This window comes from Bradyrhizobium sp. 186 (assembly GCF_023101685.1).
Taxonomy (GTDB): domain Bacteria; phylum Pseudomonadota; class Alphaproteobacteria; order Rhizobiales; family Xanthobacteraceae; genus Bradyrhizobium.
Window position 1 is genome coordinate 8237300 of sequence record NZ_CP082164.1, and the last position, 16223, is coordinate 8253522.

Below are 16223 nucleotides of genomic sequence, written 5' to 3' on the forward strand. Positions count from 1 at the left end.
AACCATGGAGAGGGACCTCTGGCCGTCCCGTCGGCTCGCCGTGGTTAATGATGATCGAGTTCAACGCCGCGTCGGCTTTCAAGGATTACTCCACCGTGATGTTCGCGCTAGTGATAACACCACGCCATTTTTCGCGCTCATCGGCGACAAATCTCGTCGTTTCTGCGACGCTCCCGCCGACCGGCTCGACTGCAATCTTTGCGAATTGCTCCCTGACCTCCGGCAACATCGCCCTTTTTTCCACCAAGATTCAGAACGCTCTCCGAGCTGCCGACCTGCGTAAGCTCGCGCTGTTGTGTTTGCTTTGATAATGCGAACCGAGAGCGAGTAGCGAGGCGTCCTGCATGATCGGCATTCAGCGCCTCTCAAATTCCGGATCGGTGTGTCGCGCGGGCCTCGAACACAATCAAGCGGACTGCGGGGCGCACCTAACTAGCGAAACTTCAACGAGGAGAATCCCTCGCCTCTAACAGGTGATCAGATGAATTACGTACTGACTCTCTTTGCCGGCGCCTTTCTATGCAATTGTATCCCGCATCTGAGCTCAGGATTGCGGGGGGCGCCGTTCCCTACCCCGTTCGCCAAACCCAGAGGCGTCGGCAATTCGCCACCCTTCCTCAACTTCCTTTGGGGGAGTTTCAATCTCTTCATCGGCATCTACCTGCTTTCAATATATCCGGTGGTGATTGGCCCGAATCCTACCTGCTTCGCGCTGGTTGCCGGAGCCTTGGCTATGGGTGCGTATCTGTCTCTGCATTTCGGCAAGGTTTTTCGGAACACGGGCTGAATAAACCGTGAGCTGGCGGACTACGCGACGTCAGGTTTGGGTCAAAGAGTCGGCGGACGAGTTGGTTTACAGGCGTGTGATTACGGAGCCGTTCGTCGTCATATTCCCCAGCGACCACCGCCTTGCCGTGCGCGATGCCGTCGAACTGCGAGAGATCGTGGGCGAAACGTTCATCATACCATCGAAGACGGCCCCGACCTCGCGCGTGGTGATCGAGGACTACCTGAAGCGGTCCGGCCTAGATATCATTCCGGGTCACGAAGTGGACAACATTACCCATGCTGTGTCCATGATCGCGTCGACCGGCGCCGTCGCGCTGCTGCCCGCCTACCCAAGCAATCTTCTTCCCTGGTCCGTAACCAGCCGTCCGCTGGAGGGTGACCCGACCGAGTTGCACCTTTGCCTCTCGGCGTGCAGTCTCTGGTGCCCGGGCTCCGTGAACTGGCCGCTTTTCCTGCATCTGGCGGTAGCTCACCGCTTTTCCTGCATCTGGCGGTAGCTCACCGCTTCTTTCCTTGCATCTCTCAAGATCAAATGTAATGTTATAACATTGCAACATGGGCTGGATAGCGGGATGAAAACCAGCCATCCGCCGATGGGCGGTTCCCGACGCTATGGCGCAAAAGCGCCGCTGCCCACGAAGTGCGAAGAGGAAATAATGCCATGCCCGATGCTGCGACACAGATTCCCGTCACGGTTCTGACCGGTTATCTCGGGTCTGGGAAGACGACGTTGCTAAACCGCATTCTCTCCGAGACGCATGGCAAGCGGTTTGCCGTGATCGTCAACGAATTCGGAGAAATCGGTATCGACAACGATCTCATCGTCGACGCGGACGAAGAGGTTTTCGAGATGAACAACGGCTGCATCTGTTGCACGGTTCGCGGCGACCTCATTCGCATTGTCGCGGGGTTGATGCAGCGCAGCCACGGTTTCGACGGCATTGTCGTCGAGACTACCGGACTCGCAGATCCCGCGCCGGTGGCGCAGACGTTCTTTGTAGATGAGGACGTCCGCCGCAAGACGAAGCTCGACGCCATCATCACCGTCACGGATGCCAAGCATCTCCTCGAACAAATCAACCGGGCCCCGGAAGCGCAGGAACAACTCGCGTTCGCCGATGTCGTTCTCGTCAACAAGGTCGATCTTGTCGATGAGGGCAGCCTCGCAACGGTCGAACGTCGTATCCGAAACATCAATCCATATGCGACGATACACAGAACGGAGCGCTGTGGTATCGACCTCGCCAAGGTATTGGGGCGAGACGCCTTTAATCTCGAGCGCATCCTCGAAGTCGAGCCGGGATTCCTCACGGAAGAACACGACCACGAACACGACGACAGGATCGGCAGCCTGTCCCTGGTCGCAGATCGACCGATGAAACCCAGCAGGTTCGTGTCATGGATTCAAGATGTCACCCAACGCCACGGGACCGACATCCTGCGCATGAAGGGTATCGCATCGATAGAGGATGACGATCGGCAGTTTGTCGTTCAGAGCGTTCACATGCTCATTGAGGGCGGAAGTCAGCGTCCCTGGAAGGAGCACGAGGCGCGCCAGACACGGCTTGTCTTCATCGGGCGCGACCTGCCAAAGGACCTGCTAAGGCAGGGGTTTGAGGCTTGTTGCGCCTGAGGGAAATAAGATGGGCGAGATCGCAAAATTTGTTCCGAAATCCGAGATCGAGCGGGTTCGCTTAATTCGCGAAGCGCGCGCTATATATGACAGCATCTTTCCTCCGACCGATGCGGTCGGCGAGCGGCCGGATGATCGACCCGGCAAAAGTGACGCAACCTGGCTGAAAGGGCCCGCTCCCTCGAAAGGAAACGTCCGGATGGCGGGGTGCTCATAGCCCCTCGATCGCCATATTTTCCTTGTCCATTGGAGGGTGATCGCCAATGCAAGGCCGCCATGCGCGCGTTCGGCGGGTGGCGGTAGTGTCGGAGCTCCAGACGTCAGAAGGGGAACGGCTCCTTGGCAGGTGCGAAAATGATGTTGGCACGGGCCTTCGCACGGAGATGCGGAGCCTATCTCGCGCTGGTGGCTCTGACGCTGCAGCTCGCGCTGTCATTCGCGCATGTCCACAAGCATGATCTCGTCTTTTCAGGGTTCGACCGCACCGATGTCGTGAGCGTCGCGCACGATCGGCCAGAACTGCAAGTCGCGGAGCAGCTTCCGGCACGGCTGGCCGATGACGGTGATCACTGCCCGATCTGCTTCTCGGGTTTCCTGCTGTCGAACTCTTCGCTGCCGGATGCGCCGGCACATCCGCATTCGCTACAATTCCCCGAGATTGACCTTACGTTCAATCCAGTTTCCGATCGGGTGTTTCAACCGCATCACGCGGCATTCCTGTCACGGGCACCCCCGGCCACCTGACGCCTTACCGCCCTTCCCTGCTTGCTGCAGGACATGTCTTGCGTAGCTCGACACAAGACGCATGCGTCACCTGGCGCGCTATCACGTTCCGAGCGCTTTCAAGACCACCGTCCCCGCTTCTTGTGGGTGCTCACATCTCCCGATTCGGCGGACAGTTCATGATGAAACCGACGTATTTCTCCTGCGCGATCCTCTTGCTCTGGCTATTTACGAACCGCGCGGAGGCGCATCCCCATGTCTGGGTCACATTCCACAGCGAAGTGCTCTACGCCGCCGATGGCACCATGACGGGCGTCCGCCACGCCTGGACTTTCGACGACATGTTTTCAGCCTATGCGCTTCAAGGCATCTCCCACGCCAAAAAGGGCCAGTACACGCGGGAGGAACTGGCCCCGCTCGCCCAGACCAACGTGGATTCCCTGAAGGAGTATGACTACTTCACCTATGCGCGCGCCGACGGCAAGAAGCTGAAATTTGCAGAGGCGGTCGACTATTGGCTCGAATACAAGAACGCCGCCCTCACCTTGCGTTTCACCCTGCCGTTGAAATCCGCCGCCGCTGCCAAGTCCATGCAGATCGAGATATACGACCCCTCGATCTTCGTCGATTTCGAATTCGCCAAGGACAAGCCGGTTTCCCTGAGCGGCGCGCCGCAATGTCTCCCGACCTACGATCTGCCGCACCAGCCGACGCCGGCCGAGCAGGCGCGGCTTAGCCAGCTCGACGCCGTGCCGCTCGATCCCTCCAGCACCTATGGAGAAATGTTCGCGAACAAGATCCTGGTGAAGTGCCCATGACCAGATCGCGTGCTGTCACCTTGGTCCTCGTGGCGATCGTCTTCGCCTGTGTAACGGGTGTCGTGTCGGCGTGGAGCGCGCCGTTTGGTGCGCCCCATCCCGCAGCCGACATGTCCGCATCGGGGCTCACGGGCTGGATTTTTGCCGAACAGGCCGCCTTCTACCGTTCGCTGTCGGGCTTCATCCGGGCGAGCAAAGAGGATGGGGCCGCGATGTGGGAATTGTTCGGTATCTCCTTTGTCTACGGCATTTTCCACGCCGTCGGACCGGGGCATGGCAAAGCCGTGATCTCGTCCTACGTCGTCGCCAATGAAGAGACCTGGCGCCGTGGCGTGGTCCTGTCATTTGCGTCCGCGGGCATCCAATCCGTCGTTGCCATTATCGTTGTGGCCATCGCCGCGGTTCTGCTTGGTGCAACCGCCAAGGCGATCGGACTGACCGTCCATCTGATCGAGACCACAAGCTATGCTCTCGTCATTCTGATCGGCCTGCGGCTTCTCTATGTCAAAGGCCGCGGCTTTCGGATCGCTTGCCGCGAACTGACCTGGCGTCAGGCGCCTGACTTTGCTTTTGCTTCGGCTCCAGGTGCCGCAACTTTGAGTACCAAGCCCTTTCAGTTGCCGGACCGGCGGTTCGGCGCGATGGCCATGCGTGGCGGACAATGCCAGATCGACGGATGCCCAGCTCACGCGCACAGCTTCCATTGCCATGACGATCATGACCACCATGAATCGGCCTGGGGTCACGCGCATGGGCCCGAGCCGACCATGCTCGCCGGCGCCGGCGGCTGGCGGCGGGGGCTGGCCGCGGTGGTCGCGGTCGGATTGCGGCCCTGCTCCGGCGCGATCATCGTCTTGATTTTCGCGCTGGCCCAGGACCTGTTCTGGACTGGAGTTGGTGCGACGCTGTTCATGGGATTGGGCACGGCTGTGACGGTCGCGGCAATAGCAACCGTCGCGGTCAGCGCGCGTGGACTAGCAAGTCGCATCGCCCGGACGCGGGCGGGGCTCGGCATGCTCACGATGCGAGCGATTGAGGTCGGCTCCGCAGCGCTTATCGTCGCGTTTGGTATTCTGCTGCTGGCGGGTTACATGGCCAGCGAGCAACTCTGGATGTTCACAGGGTAGGCTCGATGCCATCGTTCAAATCGGATCTGCCTTAAGAGCTGGCCTCCGAAGGCAAAGGTCACACGTTCGAATCGTGTCGGGTGCGCCAATTTCCTCCGGTTGAGAATGATGCGTACGCTATGGACGGATCTGTTCTCCGTCTGAATTTGTGTGAGTAAGCAATCTGGCTGCGGCTTTCGTCAACGGGGGATAGCGGTCGTCGCTGAGCGCAAACCGACAATCTTCCGACCATCGGCGACGAGAAGAAGAACGAGCGCGAGGAAAAGAACAAGGATTATCACCTCGTCGAGCGCAGCTTTGGCTCGTTCTCACGTTCGGTCGAGCTCCCTTCCGGTATCAGGGCCGAGGACATCACCGCCGAGATCGCCTATGGCGTGCTGAAAGTTACGGTGCAAAAGCCGGCGCCGAAGGAGGTCAAGCAAATCGAGATCAAGACCGCTGCTTAACGGAACCATCGCTGGGCGCTGCCTCAGCGCCCAGCGATTTACCAACCAGTGACAGGAGATCGACAAATGCGGGCCATCAGATCATGACGAAGTACGTCACAACGGTAGCTCCTCACAACTCGATCCAGGACGCTGCAAACATCATGCTGCGCTGCCATGTCAGTGGTGTCCCCGTCGTGAATGATGATGGCTCGCTTGTAGGAATTGTCTCCGAGAGCGACTTTCTTCGACGGAGCGAAATCGGTACGGGAGCGCAAACGATCAGCTCTTCTCCAGTTCTTCGCTGGCGCCGGCAAATTGGCTAACGAATTCGTCCATGAGGGGGGCACAAGGTGAAAGATGTCATGACGCCCAACCCGGTTACCGTGAATGAGCAATGAAGCGTGTACGGCACCATCACCCGGACCGCCTGCGCCGTCGCCAGGATGCGTACCGCCTCAGCTTCGCCTCAGAAACGAACCGAAAGGAAGAAAACGAACGTCGTCAAAATTCAATGAAAATGGGCACTTCTAGTGGGAATACTGCGAGTTTCCACCGCTCATAACGGTCTGGTTGCAGGTTCGAGTCCTGCCGGGCCCACCACGCTTGCCCTGTGTGGCGAAACGAATTGCACAATCCGGACATTATATGGTACATGCACCATATATAGTGCAGCATGATCGATGAATCCCCCGCGCAAGATTCCGGTCGTGTTCTACCGAACGCGCGGCGGGGCCGAGCTTGTCCGGGATTGGCTCCGGTCCCTGCCGAGCAACCGTATCGCGCGGGTGTTGTTCTGCGTGGTGCGCAACCGGGTCGTGGTTCTTCACGGCTTCATCAAGAAGACGCAGAAGACGCCCGATGACGAATTGGCCCTTGCCCGCAAGCGCAAGAAAGAATTCGATGCGTGACAAGGAGTTTTCGATGACCAAGGCCAGGAAAAGGAAATCGCCGCGCTCCGCGGCCAAGCTCAGCACGCTTGACGCTTTTCTGAAGGAAGACGGGACTCTCCAGGAGTTTCAGGCCACCGCCATTAAGGAAGTCCTAGCCTGGCAGATCGCCGAGGCCATGAAGGCGAACAACATTTCACGCAGCGGTCTGGCGACCCGGATGAAAACCAGCCGGAGCCAGATCGGCCGCCTGCTTGATCCCAAGGACGGCAACGTCACCCTCAATACATTGCAGCGCGCCGCAAAGATCGTTGGCCGGTCGCTCCGGCTGGATCTGGTGTGACGCCGAATTGCGCGCCTTCGATGTCGAGCTTTGCAAGACGCGTGGTTTGTCTTGCGAAACGCGGTGGTCGTCATGCGAAGCGATAACGCGCTGGATCCGAAAGCGGGCGGCGCTTATCTGGCCCGCAGCTTCGAAGCCATCTCGGCATTGTGGTGCACCTTCGATGATGCCGCGGGGCTCACGACACAGGGCATACTCGAAATGAGCCTGTCACAGAAATTACCGGTAAGCCGAAGCGATCCCTGCCGCTTCTCGAACCTATGTTTGCTGGACGAGCGAATGCAACGCCCTAACCGCGGCCTCCCGGTTCTCCACAGGGACAAACAGACTGACCGAATGCGACGACAACACGTACTTGTCGGGGACAATCCCGTGATGTCCGAGAACCTGCAACGCCCTGAACGGCAATTCCGACGAAACGCCGCCGAAGCAGGTGAGACTCACCGAGCTTGAAGCCTCGCGCTGCTTGCGCAGATCCTTGCTTCGCTCCAGCGTGCGCAACAGGGCGTCGAGCCACTCTGAATCACAGGCCACGATCATGCTGGTTTTTCCCGCGGTGAAGTGTGAGGCGAGGAGCTGCGGCCAGGACAGGCTGTTTTGCTTGAGATGCTGCGCGAATTTCTCGAAACCGTGATTGAGATCGTTGGAATCGATTTCCACATGCTCAATGCGAGCCATCGAGTTGACGGCCAGAACCTTTCCGTTTTCCATGCCTGCAACCTCTCTCATCACTTGCGTGCTGTGTTCAACGCCATCCCACCGCTTGAGAACCAGAGGCACATCCTGACTTTGCGCCAGCTCCAGGCTGCGAAAATGCAGGATCTTTGCACCCCAGAAGCACATTTCGGACAGGGATGCGAAGTCCACTTGCCGCAGGGGTTTTGCATCCGGCACGATGCGCGGATCGGCCGAACAAATTCCGTCGACATCTTTGATGATCTCACAGCGTTCGGCCTTCAGCGCCGCGGCCATCGCAACTGCCGTGGTGTCGCTGCCGCCCCGGCCGAGCGTGGTGATTTCCCTGGTCGCCGGATTCACGCCCTGAAATCCTGCCAGCACCACAACGCGCCCACGATCAAGCTCCTCACGCACGCGAATGGGCCGTACATCCACAATGCGTGCGGAGGAATGGGAGTCGTCGGTCATCACGCCGGCCTGACTGCCGGTGAAGCTGATCGCGGGCACGCCGAGATCGGCAAGCGCCATGCTCATCAGGGACATGCTGATGCGCTCACCGGTCGTTAGCAGCATGTCGAGTTCACGGCGATTGGGAGTCGGGCTTACCTGATAAGCCATCTCGATCAATTGATCCGTGGTCTTGCCCATGGCGGAGACGATCGCCACGACACGATGACCACGGCCATGCAGGTCGGCGAGACTGCGCGCAACCGCGCGAATTTTCGCCGGTGTTTCAAGACAGACACCGCCATATTTTTGCACGATGATGGGATGGTTGCGCATCTAACCTCGGTGAGAAGCCTCGCTCGCCTCGCCCATCGAACCGACACCGCCTATCCATGTGCCGACGATTTCAAAGTTCGGATTGAAGGCGACAAGATCCGCGCGGTATCCGGGCGCGATCCGTCCAAGCTCGGACTCAAGGCCCAGAAATGCCGCGGGCGTCCGAGAGGCCATGATGAGGGCATCGACAAGGGAAATTCCGAGCAGCGCAACAGCGTTGCGCACCGCCTCGATCATGGTGAGATGAGCGCCCGCGAGTGTGCCATCTGGGCCAGTCAGGCGATTTTCGTGCAACATGATCGGCCTTCCCTGCAGCATGAATTGCCGGTCGTTCGTGCCCGCCAATGGCATGGCATCCGTGACCAGCATCAATCGATCGCGTCCCTTGCAGCGGAAGGCAACATGCAAACCGGTGCGGTCAACATGAATGCCGTCGCAGATGATCCCTGCAAACAGCCGGTCATCCTCAAGCGCGGCGCCTACCAAGCCCGGCTCGCGGGCGTTCAACTGCGACATGGCATTGAACAGATGGGTCACCCCCGAGATACCGCGATCGACCGCCTGCCCGATTTCGGCTGCGGTGGCGTCGCTATGGCCGGCCGCGATACGCAATCCGGCGCCGATCAATTCATCGATCATGGACGCGGGCACGCATTCCGGGGCCAAGGTCACAATGGAGCGGCCGCGGCCCCCAAAACTCTTGATCGCGGCGAGATCGCGCCGATCAGGCACGCGTATCTCGGCTTCCGGATGAATGCCCTTGCGAGACCTGTTGAGGGCCGGTCCTTCCAGATGAAAGCCGAGAACGCCGGGAATCTTCAGACAATCCTGGGCGACTGCAGCCAATCGCTCGATGACCTCGCTGCGATCGGTGATGAGGGTCGGCAAGCAGCCTGTGGTCCCCTCCTTGCGGTGCGCCTCAACGATGCGTCGAACGCCGGCCTCCGTTGGCTGGTCGTTGAGAAGAACGCCCCCGCCTCCGTTCACCTGGATGTCGATGAATCCGGGTGCAAGGATCGCGTCTGCGGGAGGGTGGATCAAGTCGCGCGCCTCCACCTCGCCGAAGGTGATGCTTTCAATCCGCCCCTGCGAGATCCTGACCGACCCTGGCCCGCGCATGTCGGCACCATCAAAGATGTGCTGCGCGGCAATCGTGAGAGAGGAAGAACCAGCGTGGCCCATCAGCATTGACCCGAAAATGGCAGTCACGGACTCGTGAGGCGGGTCCCCGAGACTTTCAAATGCATACCAAGGAGCTTTGGAAGGACCCGGAGCAAAACCTTCGCGTTAACTTTCCATGGGAACAAAAGGTACCACATATCTCGGCATCGATGGCGGCGGAACCCGCTGCCGCGCCCGGATCGAGGACGAAAACGGCGGGATACTCGGTGCAGCGAGCTCCGGGCCTGCCACGACGCGGATTGGCTTCGAGAAGGCCTGGCGATCCATGATGGAGGCCACTGAAGCGGCAGCGGCGCAGGCCGGACTGACGCGCGAGGATTTCGCGCGGATGCACGCCGGAATTGGCCTTGCCGGTCTTGGTCGCCGGGGCGCGGAAGCGGCCCTCAACAAGATCGCGCATCCCTTTGCGTCCGTCATCTTCATCAGCGACGGCTTGGCGGCGTGTCTCGGCGCCCATAGCGGCGCGGACGGGGCCATCGTGGTAGCCGGCACAGGCTCGGTGGGTGTTGGCCTGATCGACGGCCGCGAAATCCGTCTGGCCGGTTACGGCTTCCCCGTGTCGGACGAAGGCAGCGGTGCGGACATCGGCCTGCAGGTTGTTCGACTGGCGCTACGGGCCGCGGATCGCCGCAGCGAGGTGACCCCGTTGCTTTCAGAGGTGCTGGGCGCATTCGATCATGATCCTTATCAGGCGGTGGCCTGGTCTGAAGAAGCCAGGGCCACAGACTACGCAGCGTTCGCGCCGATCGTGATGCGGCACGCCAATCAGGGCGATCCGGTCGGCCGTCGCATTGTCGAACGCGCGGCCGATGCGATCGGCGATCTGCTCGATCTGTTCCTGGCGAGAGGAATTGACCGGCTCTCGCTGGTGGGCGGGCTCGCGGATGCCATTGCACCCTGGCTGACGCCTGACCTGCGCGCCCGCCTGAGGTGTCCTGACGCCGACGCGGCGGGCGGCGCGTTACTGGTAGCGCGAGGGCGGCTTGACCTGCCCAAGAAAGAAACTGACCATGAACAGGCTTCAAAGTTCCGCGCTTGATGGCGCATGGACCAACCATTTGATGGCGCATGGATCAACCATATGACCACAGAAGAGGTCGATCCCCGCTTTGCCGATCTTGATGCATGGCCGCTGACGTCAGCGATGGAAGCGATGTGGGAGGGCCAGCTTGCGGCAGTCGCGGCGATCGGCCATGCCCTTCCCGCGATCACTGCGGCGACCGAAGCTGCCAAAGCGGCGCTGGGTGATCACGGACGCATTGTGTATGTCGGCGCCGGCACCTCGGGCCGCGTGGCGGTCCAGGACGGCGCCGAGCTGATGCCGACCTTCGCCTGGTCCAGCGAGCGCGTCCGCTTCATCGTCGCCGGCGGCGACAGCGCGTTCGTCACCAGCATCGAGGGCGCGGAGGATGATGTCGATGATGCGGTCGCGCAGATCAATGCCGCGCGGCTCACACCGCACGACGTAGTGATCGCCGTTGCCGCCAGCGGGACAACGCCGTTCACGGTCGCGGCGCTGCAGCAGGCAGGCTCTTTCGGTGCAGTGACGATCGGTGTTGCCAACAATCCCGACACCGTACTGCTGGCGTCGGCAAAGTTTCCGATCTTGATCGAGACCGGCTGCGAGCTGATCGCCGGCTCCACGCGGATGAAGGCGGGCACCGCGCAGAAGGTTGTGCTCAACCTGATCTCCTCAGGAATCATGCTGCGTCTTGGCCGGGTGTACCGCGGCATGATGGTGAACATGCAGCCGACCAATGCCAAGCTGAAGCGGCGCGCCGAGGCCATGGTGGCGCAAATCGCGCATTGTGATCCGTCGCACGCGGCACGCTGGCTTGAGCAGGCCGACGGAGACGTCAAGACGGCAGGCCTTCTGGCGTTGGGTGTCAACAGGGTTGATGCCGAGACCATTCTAAAAAACTGTGACGGCAACCTTCGGCGCGTGTTTGCCGAGCTTGCCAGGAATCGTGACCGGCATCCCAAGGGAGCGGCGCGCAAGCAAGGCGGAGCGGTTGAGCCGTGACGACATCGGCGATGGCGAGCGAAATCGGGGAAAGCGCGGACGTTGTCGCCAAAATCGTTCGTAGCCGCCCCGCCACGCGCGACATCGCACAGCGAATTGGGATTGGCTCCGCCCCCCTGTGCGTCGTGTGCGGCCGGGGAAGCTCCGGGCATGCCGGGGTTTTCTTAAGATATCTTGTCGAGACGCGGCTTCGCCTCCCCGTTTCGGCCAGCGCCCCTTCGGTGATCACGGCATTTCGCACGCCCTTGATGCTGCGCCACGCGCTGTTTATCGTGATCTCGCAATCCGGGCGCAGCCCGGATCTTATCGCAGCGACCAGGTCGGCGCGCGCCGCAGGCGCCCGCACCATCGCCATCATCAATGCGACGTCGTCGCCGGTGGCTGACGAAGCGGAGTTCGTCGTTCCGATCGAAGCCGGCACAGAGCACTCCGTAGCGGCGACCAAGACCGTGATCGGCTCGATGGCCGCTAGCGCCGGACTTGTTGCCGAACTGGCGGAAGATCGTGCGCTGCGGTCAGCCCTCGACAGGCTGCCCGAGCGCCTGCACCGCGCGCCGGCGCTCGACTGGTCAGAGATTGCCGATGATCTCGCCAAGGCGTCAGCTGTGTTTGTGGCTGCGCGGGGCCTGGGCCTAGGCTCGGCGCGGGAGATCGCGCTCAAACTTTCGGAAATCCTGCGCCTGCCTTCCATTGGTCTGAGCGCCGCCGAGCTGCAGCATGGGCCACGCGCCGCGTTATCGTCGCGCACGCCGGTTATCATGATGCGCCTCATGGATGAAACAGCGGCCACGGTGGACGCGCTGGCAGAAGAATTGCGCGAGCAAAAGATCGCGCTGCATCTATGCGGCGGACCGCGTGGCTCGTTGCCCTGGTTGGCCGAGGATGACCCCGCCACCGACCCGATCACCATGCTCGTTCCGGCCTATCGGATGATCGAGCAGACGGCGCGCGCCTGCGGATTTGACCCGGATCGCCCTCCTCGCCTGAGCAAGATCACCGAGACGTTTTGACAGCTGATTGATCGAGCCGGTTGCTGACCTTCGATCATCAGCGATTCAAGGTGATCGGCTCCCGGAAAAAGCGCCACACCTCGGCTTGCGCCTCGTGCAGATCGATGCCGATATCGCGGAGAAAATCACAGCGTTCCTCGAGATCCTCGCGCAACCTTGCCCTGAATCAGGCTCGCTGCCACCATATCGCCGGCAGTCCCAAGATCGCCCGGACGCGCAGATCATGGTCGCCCGACTCGAACGTTGAGCCCGCCATGGCCACTTGCCTGTCGGATGCTGCTGCTTGCACCCTCAACTCCGTCCTCGCCTCGGCGTGACCAAGTTTATTTCTGTAAATTTGCATGAAAAACCTCCTGAGGCAGTTAGGGGATGCAACTCGATCGCAGCGCCCAGACCCGTTGGTCCGATGCAACCCAGCACCACTGAATGATTCAAATCCAACCCACGGCAATGCCGGATGATGGAATCGTCCGACACGTCGCAACCAAACCGGCCGCGCCTCGCCTAATGTATTGAAATGCAAGCCGCCGCCCGGCACGTCCATCTCGGGTCATCAGCTCTGCGGGAGGAAGCGGCTGAAGGAAGGTAGCCTGAGACAAAGCTTGGTAATTGGAGGAAGCGCGAGGACCGGGATGACGCACGCAGCGACATAGCCCTCCGCTACGATGATGTACCAGGACATGGGCATGACATATTGGCTGGAGCAGGCCGAGGTGGTCATGCGTCAGCCGTAATAGTCCTCGCTTTCCCAAGCCGCGATCTCAAACACGCTCAAGGCCCGCTCAGTGGCCCGCAAACGAAATTTGGCTTTGAAAGGCGATCTACCTTGTGAAACTCGTAGTGCGAGGCCAGCTTTTCGAGGCTATGACAGTGAGACCGAGGCCGAAAAAAGCGCATGGACCCACGGCGAGTATCGGACCATATAAGCAAGGATCACTTTGTTCGACGAGCAAGGGAGCCACCGAATGTACACCAACATTCTCTTGAGCACGGACGGATCGGAAGTCGCGAGAAAAGGCGTTGAGCATGGCATCACCTTGGCGAAGGCCTTGATGGCAACGTAGTTGGCGTCCGTTTGGATTATCGCCCTCGCCGAGCCCACCCCATACAATGCGCCAGTTGACCGCTCTCTAGCGGCAGGAGAATTTCATGGTTAGTGAAAAAGGCCCGAACATAAAGAAGAAACAGAAATGCAAAAATTGTGAAGGCAAAGGTTTGCTCAAGAAGGGCGACAAGGTGGTGAAGTGCCAGCGCTGCAAAGGCACGGGGGTGCGGTGATGTTGAGTTGATGACCTCTCCAATACCAAGGTAAAGGCCGCTAGGCTGCGCAAACTTTCATTTAAGTGAGAACGCCAACCTAATGTTCGACCCGGTACAGGCGCCATCGCTCCGGCACGCCAACCCGCGCGAGAAATATCGCGAGTCAAAGCCTGCAAAAGCAGGCCGTCTGAAAAACGAAAGGAGCAAGCCTTCGTTGATCGTGATCCGGATCACAGATTGGTCCGCATCGGGTCAAACTGGTTATACCTATGTTGGAGGGTACCATGCTGCTTCGCTCGAACCTGGACACCGGTACAAGCGACACAATTCAGGGCAGATGCCCGATAGGAAGGTTGATATGGCCCGATGGTACGAAGCGGCTAACGAGGCGTCGTTTAAGCCCATTGCTGAAGGCTATGTCTTCCAATCGCCCAATCCATGGATATTTGCTCGGCCCCGCTACTATGTGGTGAACGGAGCGCAGAAGGCAGAGATTGTCGCGCTGCTTGGGCGGTGGCGCCTTCTGTGGATGACATTCGTCCTCATCATTTTTGTGCTCTTCGGGTCGTTCATGGCGTTCATGGCCCTGTTTCCGGCAACTGTTATTTGGCTGGCTGGACCCGCTTTCCAGCTCGGTGTCGGGACGTCCTCGGCACTGTTGTTCGTGCTCCTGATCCTGTTGATCGCGCCTTTGATTGCGATCCCGCAGATTTATTTGCACCGCGCGCTCCGGACTCCCTTGGCGCACGCGCCTCGCACGAGCGAGCGGATCACGATGGCCGAGCAGCTTCCGAAGATCGCCGGATCTGTATCCGGCAAGGTTCTCGTGCTGGGCCTCATAGGCGGTGTCGCTCTAATGTGCTCAGCCATTCTCTGGCTGATAGACGCACATCTCGAAGGCCATTTGTCACGCAACCTGTTAGTGGCTTTCCTGCCGCTGTTCGCTTTTGGCGGATTATTGACGGGATATTGTGTGTATCTCATGGGACTTCGGAAGAAGCTCCAGAGCGCCGGAACCTGATCGCGCGGGCGAAATGGCAGCCGATTGGCCTCAGCGGCTCGTCCTCAACACGCAAAGTTTTCTCGCGCATCACCGGAAGGCAGACGGACACGATGACGTCGATTGCGAAGCAGACAAGCTCCTCGCACGTCAGGCCGGTGAATGAACACCGCGCGGCTTGCGCGAGGCGGCTTGGGCCGCCATCTCGGTACGGATTAAGCGCTCCTCGCGGTTTGCATCAGAAGACGCACGAGTTCGGCTTGCTTGCGCGTCCCCGTCTTGTCGAAGATACGGGAAAGATGAGTTCGAGCAGTAGAACGCGTTATCTTGAGCCTATCAGCTGCGGCCTGGATGCTGTCACCCGAAATTATCTCGGCTGCGAACATTGCTTCGCGGGTCGTCAGGCCAAATTTGGCTCTGATCTGTGCCGCTAAAGGTTTGGCTTCCCGGTCCGGGTCGGTCACGAGTATCAGTGCCGCGGGACCATCGGCCATCAGGAACGGCATCTCGTAGTGCAGGGGCACCACGAGAAATGAAAGCGGTGCTTTACCCCGTCCTCGCGAAAGAGAGAGGTTACCGCCCTTACCGGCATTGATACCCTTCCTCGCACACGCTTCTATAAGACCGCGCAGCCGCGACGTATCCGCAGCGGACCTTGAGTGAATGACTCCATTGTCAAGCCGAAGATCGCGGCCAGCTCCGAACAAGTCCTCGGCCACACGGTTGGCAAACAGGACGCGCCCGCCCGCGTCAGCCAGCAAGGCACCTTGATCGAGTCGATTCAGCGCCTCCACTGAGGCTGCATGATTGGTCTCCAGCTTGGCAAGCTTGATGTTAAGCTGCACCGCACGCTGCAAATGAGGAGCTAAAAACTGTTGAAGTCTAACGTGCTCGGGACCGAATTCGCGGCTGCCTTGGGCCGTGACCACAGGCTGGCGTCCTTCCTCAACCAGCGCGACGCAATTGAGCATGGCGTGAACACCTGCTGGGCAAAGAAAATCGTTAGAGAATTCAGTGCAAGGAAATCCGCTTCGGGCCATGACCACGGCATCGGTCTGCACCGTTCCGGCAGGCGTCGACCCAGCCCGCTGCCGGATCGGATTCACCTGATGGTCGTGCAGCATGCATTTTTCAGCAAAGCTCGGATCTTGGGTGCTGAAACTCCAGCATTCGGACGGAGTCCTGCCTTGCCTCGCAATCCCGGCTGATGGCGCACCAAGAGAGTTTGCAAGCAATGTGAGCGCTTTGGGCCAATTGCTTGGATCGGCAGCTGCCTCATAGATCGCGCCTAGAAGAGTAGCAACGACAGTCTCGTCAACCATCATCCGAACGCGCTCCGCCAAGTCGGTCAGATTAACCTGATACGAAGGCAAAGCAAGCCGGAGCCGGATCTGCGCTCGTTCTTTCACGATCCATCACTGGGCGTTCGTCGGCTTTCGGATCGCACAACGAATACGATAGCTGCTCGTGCTCTCAACAATCCGGAGTTGTTGGACTGGCGCGACAGCGCGTGCGCGAAGAAACAAAGTATCGGCCGAA

At 59.9% G+C, this 16223-nt stretch carries 21 protein-coding genes, 1 tRNA gene and 1 pseudogene; 20 read left to right on the top strand and 3 right to left on the bottom strand.

The features are described from left to right. Window positions 1-50 precede the first annotated feature (50 nt). From IVB18_RS39500 to IVB18_RS39560, 13 genes are all read left to right on the top strand, one after another. A complete protein-coding gene (locus IVB18_RS39500) occupies window positions 51-308 on the top strand; it encodes a hypothetical protein (RefSeq protein WP_247985634.1) in 258 nt (85 codons plus the stop codon). Window positions 309-481: 173 nt separating this feature from the next. Beyond that, window positions 482-787: a hypothetical protein gene (locus IVB18_RS39505; protein WP_247985635.1), complete on the top strand. Its 306-nt coding sequence runs from the start codon at window positions 482-484 to the stop codon at window positions 785-787. A gap of 7 nt (window positions 788-794) precedes the next feature. Next, entirely contained in the window at window positions 795-1286 is a 492-nt protein-coding gene (locus tag IVB18_RS39510) for a LysR substrate-binding domain-containing protein (RefSeq protein WP_256476594.1), read from the top strand. A 164-nt stretch (window positions 1287-1450) separates the two neighbouring features. Beyond that, on the top strand, window positions 1451-2422 hold the full coding sequence (locus IVB18_RS39515) for a GTP-binding protein (protein WP_247985637.1): 972 nt from the start codon (window positions 1451-1453) through the stop codon (window positions 2420-2422). Between the two features lie 10 nt (window positions 2423-2432). Beyond that, window positions 2433-2639 (top strand): hypothetical protein, encoded by a 207-nt coding sequence (locus tag IVB18_RS39520; RefSeq protein ID WP_247985638.1) that lies wholly within the window; start codon window positions 2433-2435, stop codon window positions 2637-2639. Between the two features lie 122 nt (window positions 2640-2761). Then, on the top strand, window positions 2762-3166 hold the full coding sequence (locus IVB18_RS39525; RefSeq protein WP_247985639.1) for a hypothetical protein: 405 nt from the start codon (window positions 2762-2764) through the stop codon (window positions 3164-3166). Window positions 3167-3324: 158 nt separating this feature from the next. Beyond that, window positions 3325-3963: a DUF1007 family protein gene (locus IVB18_RS39530; RefSeq protein ID WP_247985640.1), complete on the top strand. Its 639-nt coding sequence runs from the start codon at window positions 3325-3327 to the stop codon at window positions 3961-3963. Continuing rightward, window positions 3960-5090, top strand: a complete 1131-nt coding sequence (locus IVB18_RS39535; protein ID WP_247985641.1) for a nickel/cobalt transporter — start codon at window positions 3960-3962, stop codon at window positions 5088-5090. The genes IVB18_RS39530 and IVB18_RS39535 overlap by 4 nt, the downstream gene beginning before the upstream one ends. A gap of 230 nt (window positions 5091-5320) precedes the next feature. Continuing rightward, window positions 5321-5536: an Hsp20/alpha crystallin family protein gene (locus IVB18_RS39540; RefSeq protein WP_247991842.1), complete on the top strand. Its 216-nt coding sequence runs from the start codon at window positions 5321-5323 to the stop codon at window positions 5534-5536. 83 nt (window positions 5537-5619) lie between these two features. After that, a complete protein-coding gene (locus IVB18_RS39545; RefSeq protein WP_346732579.1) occupies window positions 5620-5841 on the top strand; it encodes a CBS domain-containing protein in 222 nt (73 codons plus the stop codon). A gap of 209 nt (window positions 5842-6050) precedes the next feature. Then, a tRNA-Met gene (locus IVB18_RS39550) sits at window positions 6051-6118 on the top strand. Window positions 6119-6198: 80 nt separating this feature from the next. Continuing rightward, window positions 6199-6426, top strand: a complete 228-nt coding sequence (locus tag IVB18_RS39555) for a type II toxin-antitoxin system RelE/ParE family toxin (RefSeq protein WP_247985642.1) — start codon at window positions 6199-6201, stop codon at window positions 6424-6426. After that, window positions 6419-6748, top strand: a complete 330-nt coding sequence (locus tag IVB18_RS39560; RefSeq protein ID WP_247985643.1) for a helix-turn-helix domain-containing protein — start codon at window positions 6419-6421, stop codon at window positions 6746-6748. Before IVB18_RS39555 ends, IVB18_RS39560 begins: the two co-directional genes overlap by 8 nt. A gap of 258 nt (window positions 6749-7006) precedes the next feature. On the opposite strand, the gene IVB18_RS39565 is transcribed toward IVB18_RS39560, so the two are convergent. Beyond that, window positions 7007-8209: an aspartate kinase gene (locus tag IVB18_RS39565; RefSeq protein ID WP_247985644.1), complete on the bottom strand. Its 1203-nt coding sequence runs from the start codon at window positions 8207-8209 to the stop codon at window positions 7007-7009. Further along, window positions 8210-9397, bottom strand: a complete 1188-nt coding sequence (gene nagA / locus IVB18_RS39570; protein WP_247985645.1) for an N-acetylglucosamine-6-phosphate deacetylase — start codon at window positions 9395-9397, stop codon at window positions 8210-8212. 109 nt (window positions 9398-9506) lie between these two features. Between nagA and IVB18_RS39575 the strand changes: the two genes are divergently transcribed. The 7 genes and pseudogenes from IVB18_RS39575 to IVB18_RS39600 all read left to right on the top strand — a co-directional run bounded on the left by IVB18_RS39575 (window position 9507) and on the right by IVB18_RS39600 (window position 14705). Next, a complete protein-coding gene (locus tag IVB18_RS39575) occupies window positions 9507-10430 on the top strand; it encodes a BadF/BadG/BcrA/BcrD ATPase family protein (protein WP_247985646.1) in 924 nt (307 codons plus the stop codon). 42 nt (window positions 10431-10472) lie between these two features. Further along, the gene (locus tag IVB18_RS39580; RefSeq protein ID WP_247985647.1) at window positions 10473-11414 is read left to right on the top strand and encodes an N-acetylmuramic acid 6-phosphate etherase; all 942 of its coding nucleotides are present in this window, start codon (window positions 10473-10475) and stop codon (window positions 11412-11414) included. Between the two features lie 11 nt (window positions 11415-11425). Then, window positions 11426-12424, top strand: a complete 999-nt coding sequence (locus IVB18_RS39585; protein ID WP_247985648.1) for an SIS domain-containing protein — start codon at window positions 11426-11428, stop codon at window positions 12422-12424. 7 nt (window positions 12425-12431) lie between these two features. Next, window positions 12432-12671 (top strand): hypothetical protein, encoded by a 240-nt coding sequence (locus IVB18_RS39590; RefSeq protein ID WP_247985649.1) that lies wholly within the window; start codon window positions 12432-12434, stop codon window positions 12669-12671. Between the two features lie 718 nt (window positions 12672-13389). Continuing rightward, window positions 13390-13476 (top strand): annotated as a pseudogene (locus tag IVB18_RS39595) (universal stress protein); the annotation flags it as partial. 97 nt (window positions 13477-13573) lie between these two features. Next, entirely contained in the window at window positions 13574-13702 is a 129-nt protein-coding gene (locus IVB18_RS51755) for a hypothetical protein (RefSeq protein WP_256374932.1), read from the top strand. An 82-nt stretch (window positions 13703-13784) separates the two neighbouring features. After that, window positions 13785-14705 carry a hypothetical protein gene (locus IVB18_RS39600; RefSeq protein ID WP_247985650.1) on the top strand — a complete coding sequence of 307 codons (921 nt, stop codon included), beginning with the start codon at window positions 13785-13787 and terminating at the stop codon, window positions 14703-14705. Window positions 14706-14899: 194 nt separating this feature from the next. Here IVB18_RS39600 and IVB18_RS39605 read toward each other — a convergent pair whose 3' ends face one another. Next, window positions 14900-16093, bottom strand: coding sequence for a helix-turn-helix transcriptional regulator (locus tag IVB18_RS39605; RefSeq protein WP_247985651.1), 1194 nt, complete (start codon window positions 16091-16093; stop codon window positions 14900-14902). Window positions 16094-16223: the final 130 nt, after the last annotated feature.

Bases quoted from the DNA above. Each gene is read 5' to 3' on its own strand.
- IVB18_RS39500 (WP_247985634.1), top strand. From the start codon at position 51: ATGATCGAGTTCAACGCCGCGTCGGCTTTCAAGGATTACTCCACCGTG.
- IVB18_RS39505 (WP_247985635.1), top strand. From the start codon at position 482: ATGAATTACGTACTGACTCTCTTTGCCGGCGCCTTTCTATGCAATTGT.
- IVB18_RS39515 (WP_247985637.1), top strand. From the start codon at position 1,451: ATGCCCGATGCTGCGACACAGATTCCCGTCACGGTTCTGACCGGTTAT.
- IVB18_RS39520 (WP_247985638.1), top strand. From the start codon at position 2,433: ATGGGCGAGATCGCAAAATTTGTTCCGAAATCCGAGATCGAGCGGGTT.
- IVB18_RS39530 (WP_247985640.1), top strand. From the start codon at position 3,325: ATGATGAAACCGACGTATTTCTCCTGCGCGATCCTCTTGCTCTGGCTA.
- IVB18_RS39535 (WP_247985641.1), top strand. From the start codon at position 3,960: ATGACCAGATCGCGTGCTGTCACCTTGGTCCTCGTGGCGATCGTCTTC.
- IVB18_RS39545 (WP_346732579.1), top strand. From the start codon at position 5,620: ATGACGAAGTACGTCACAACGGTAGCTCCTCACAACTCGATCCAGGAC.
- IVB18_RS39555 (WP_247985642.1), top strand. From the start codon at position 6,199: ATGAATCCCCCGCGCAAGATTCCGGTCGTGTTCTACCGAACGCGCGGC.
- IVB18_RS39560 (WP_247985643.1), top strand. From the start codon at position 6,419: ATGCGTGACAAGGAGTTTTCGATGACCAAGGCCAGGAAAAGGAAATCG.
- IVB18_RS39565 (WP_247985644.1), bottom strand. From the start codon at position 8,209: ATGCGCAACCATCCCATCATCGTGCAAAAATATGGCGGTGTCTGTCTT.
- nagA (WP_247985645.1), bottom strand. From the start codon at position 9,397: ATGCTGATGGGCCACGCTGGTTCTTCCTCTCTCACGATTGCCGCGCAG.
- IVB18_RS39575 (WP_247985646.1), top strand. From the start codon at position 9,507: ATGGGAACAAAAGGTACCACATATCTCGGCATCGATGGCGGCGGAACC.
- IVB18_RS39580 (WP_247985647.1), top strand. From the start codon at position 10,473: ATGACCACAGAAGAGGTCGATCCCCGCTTTGCCGATCTTGATGCATGG.
- IVB18_RS39585 (WP_247985648.1), top strand. From the start codon at position 11,426: ATGGCGAGCGAAATCGGGGAAAGCGCGGACGTTGTCGCCAAAATCGTT.
- IVB18_RS51755 (WP_256374932.1), top strand. From the start codon at position 13,574: ATGGTTAGTGAAAAAGGCCCGAACATAAAGAAGAAACAGAAATGCAAA.
- IVB18_RS39600 (WP_247985650.1), top strand. From the start codon at position 13,785: ATGTTCGACCCGGTACAGGCGCCATCGCTCCGGCACGCCAACCCGCGC.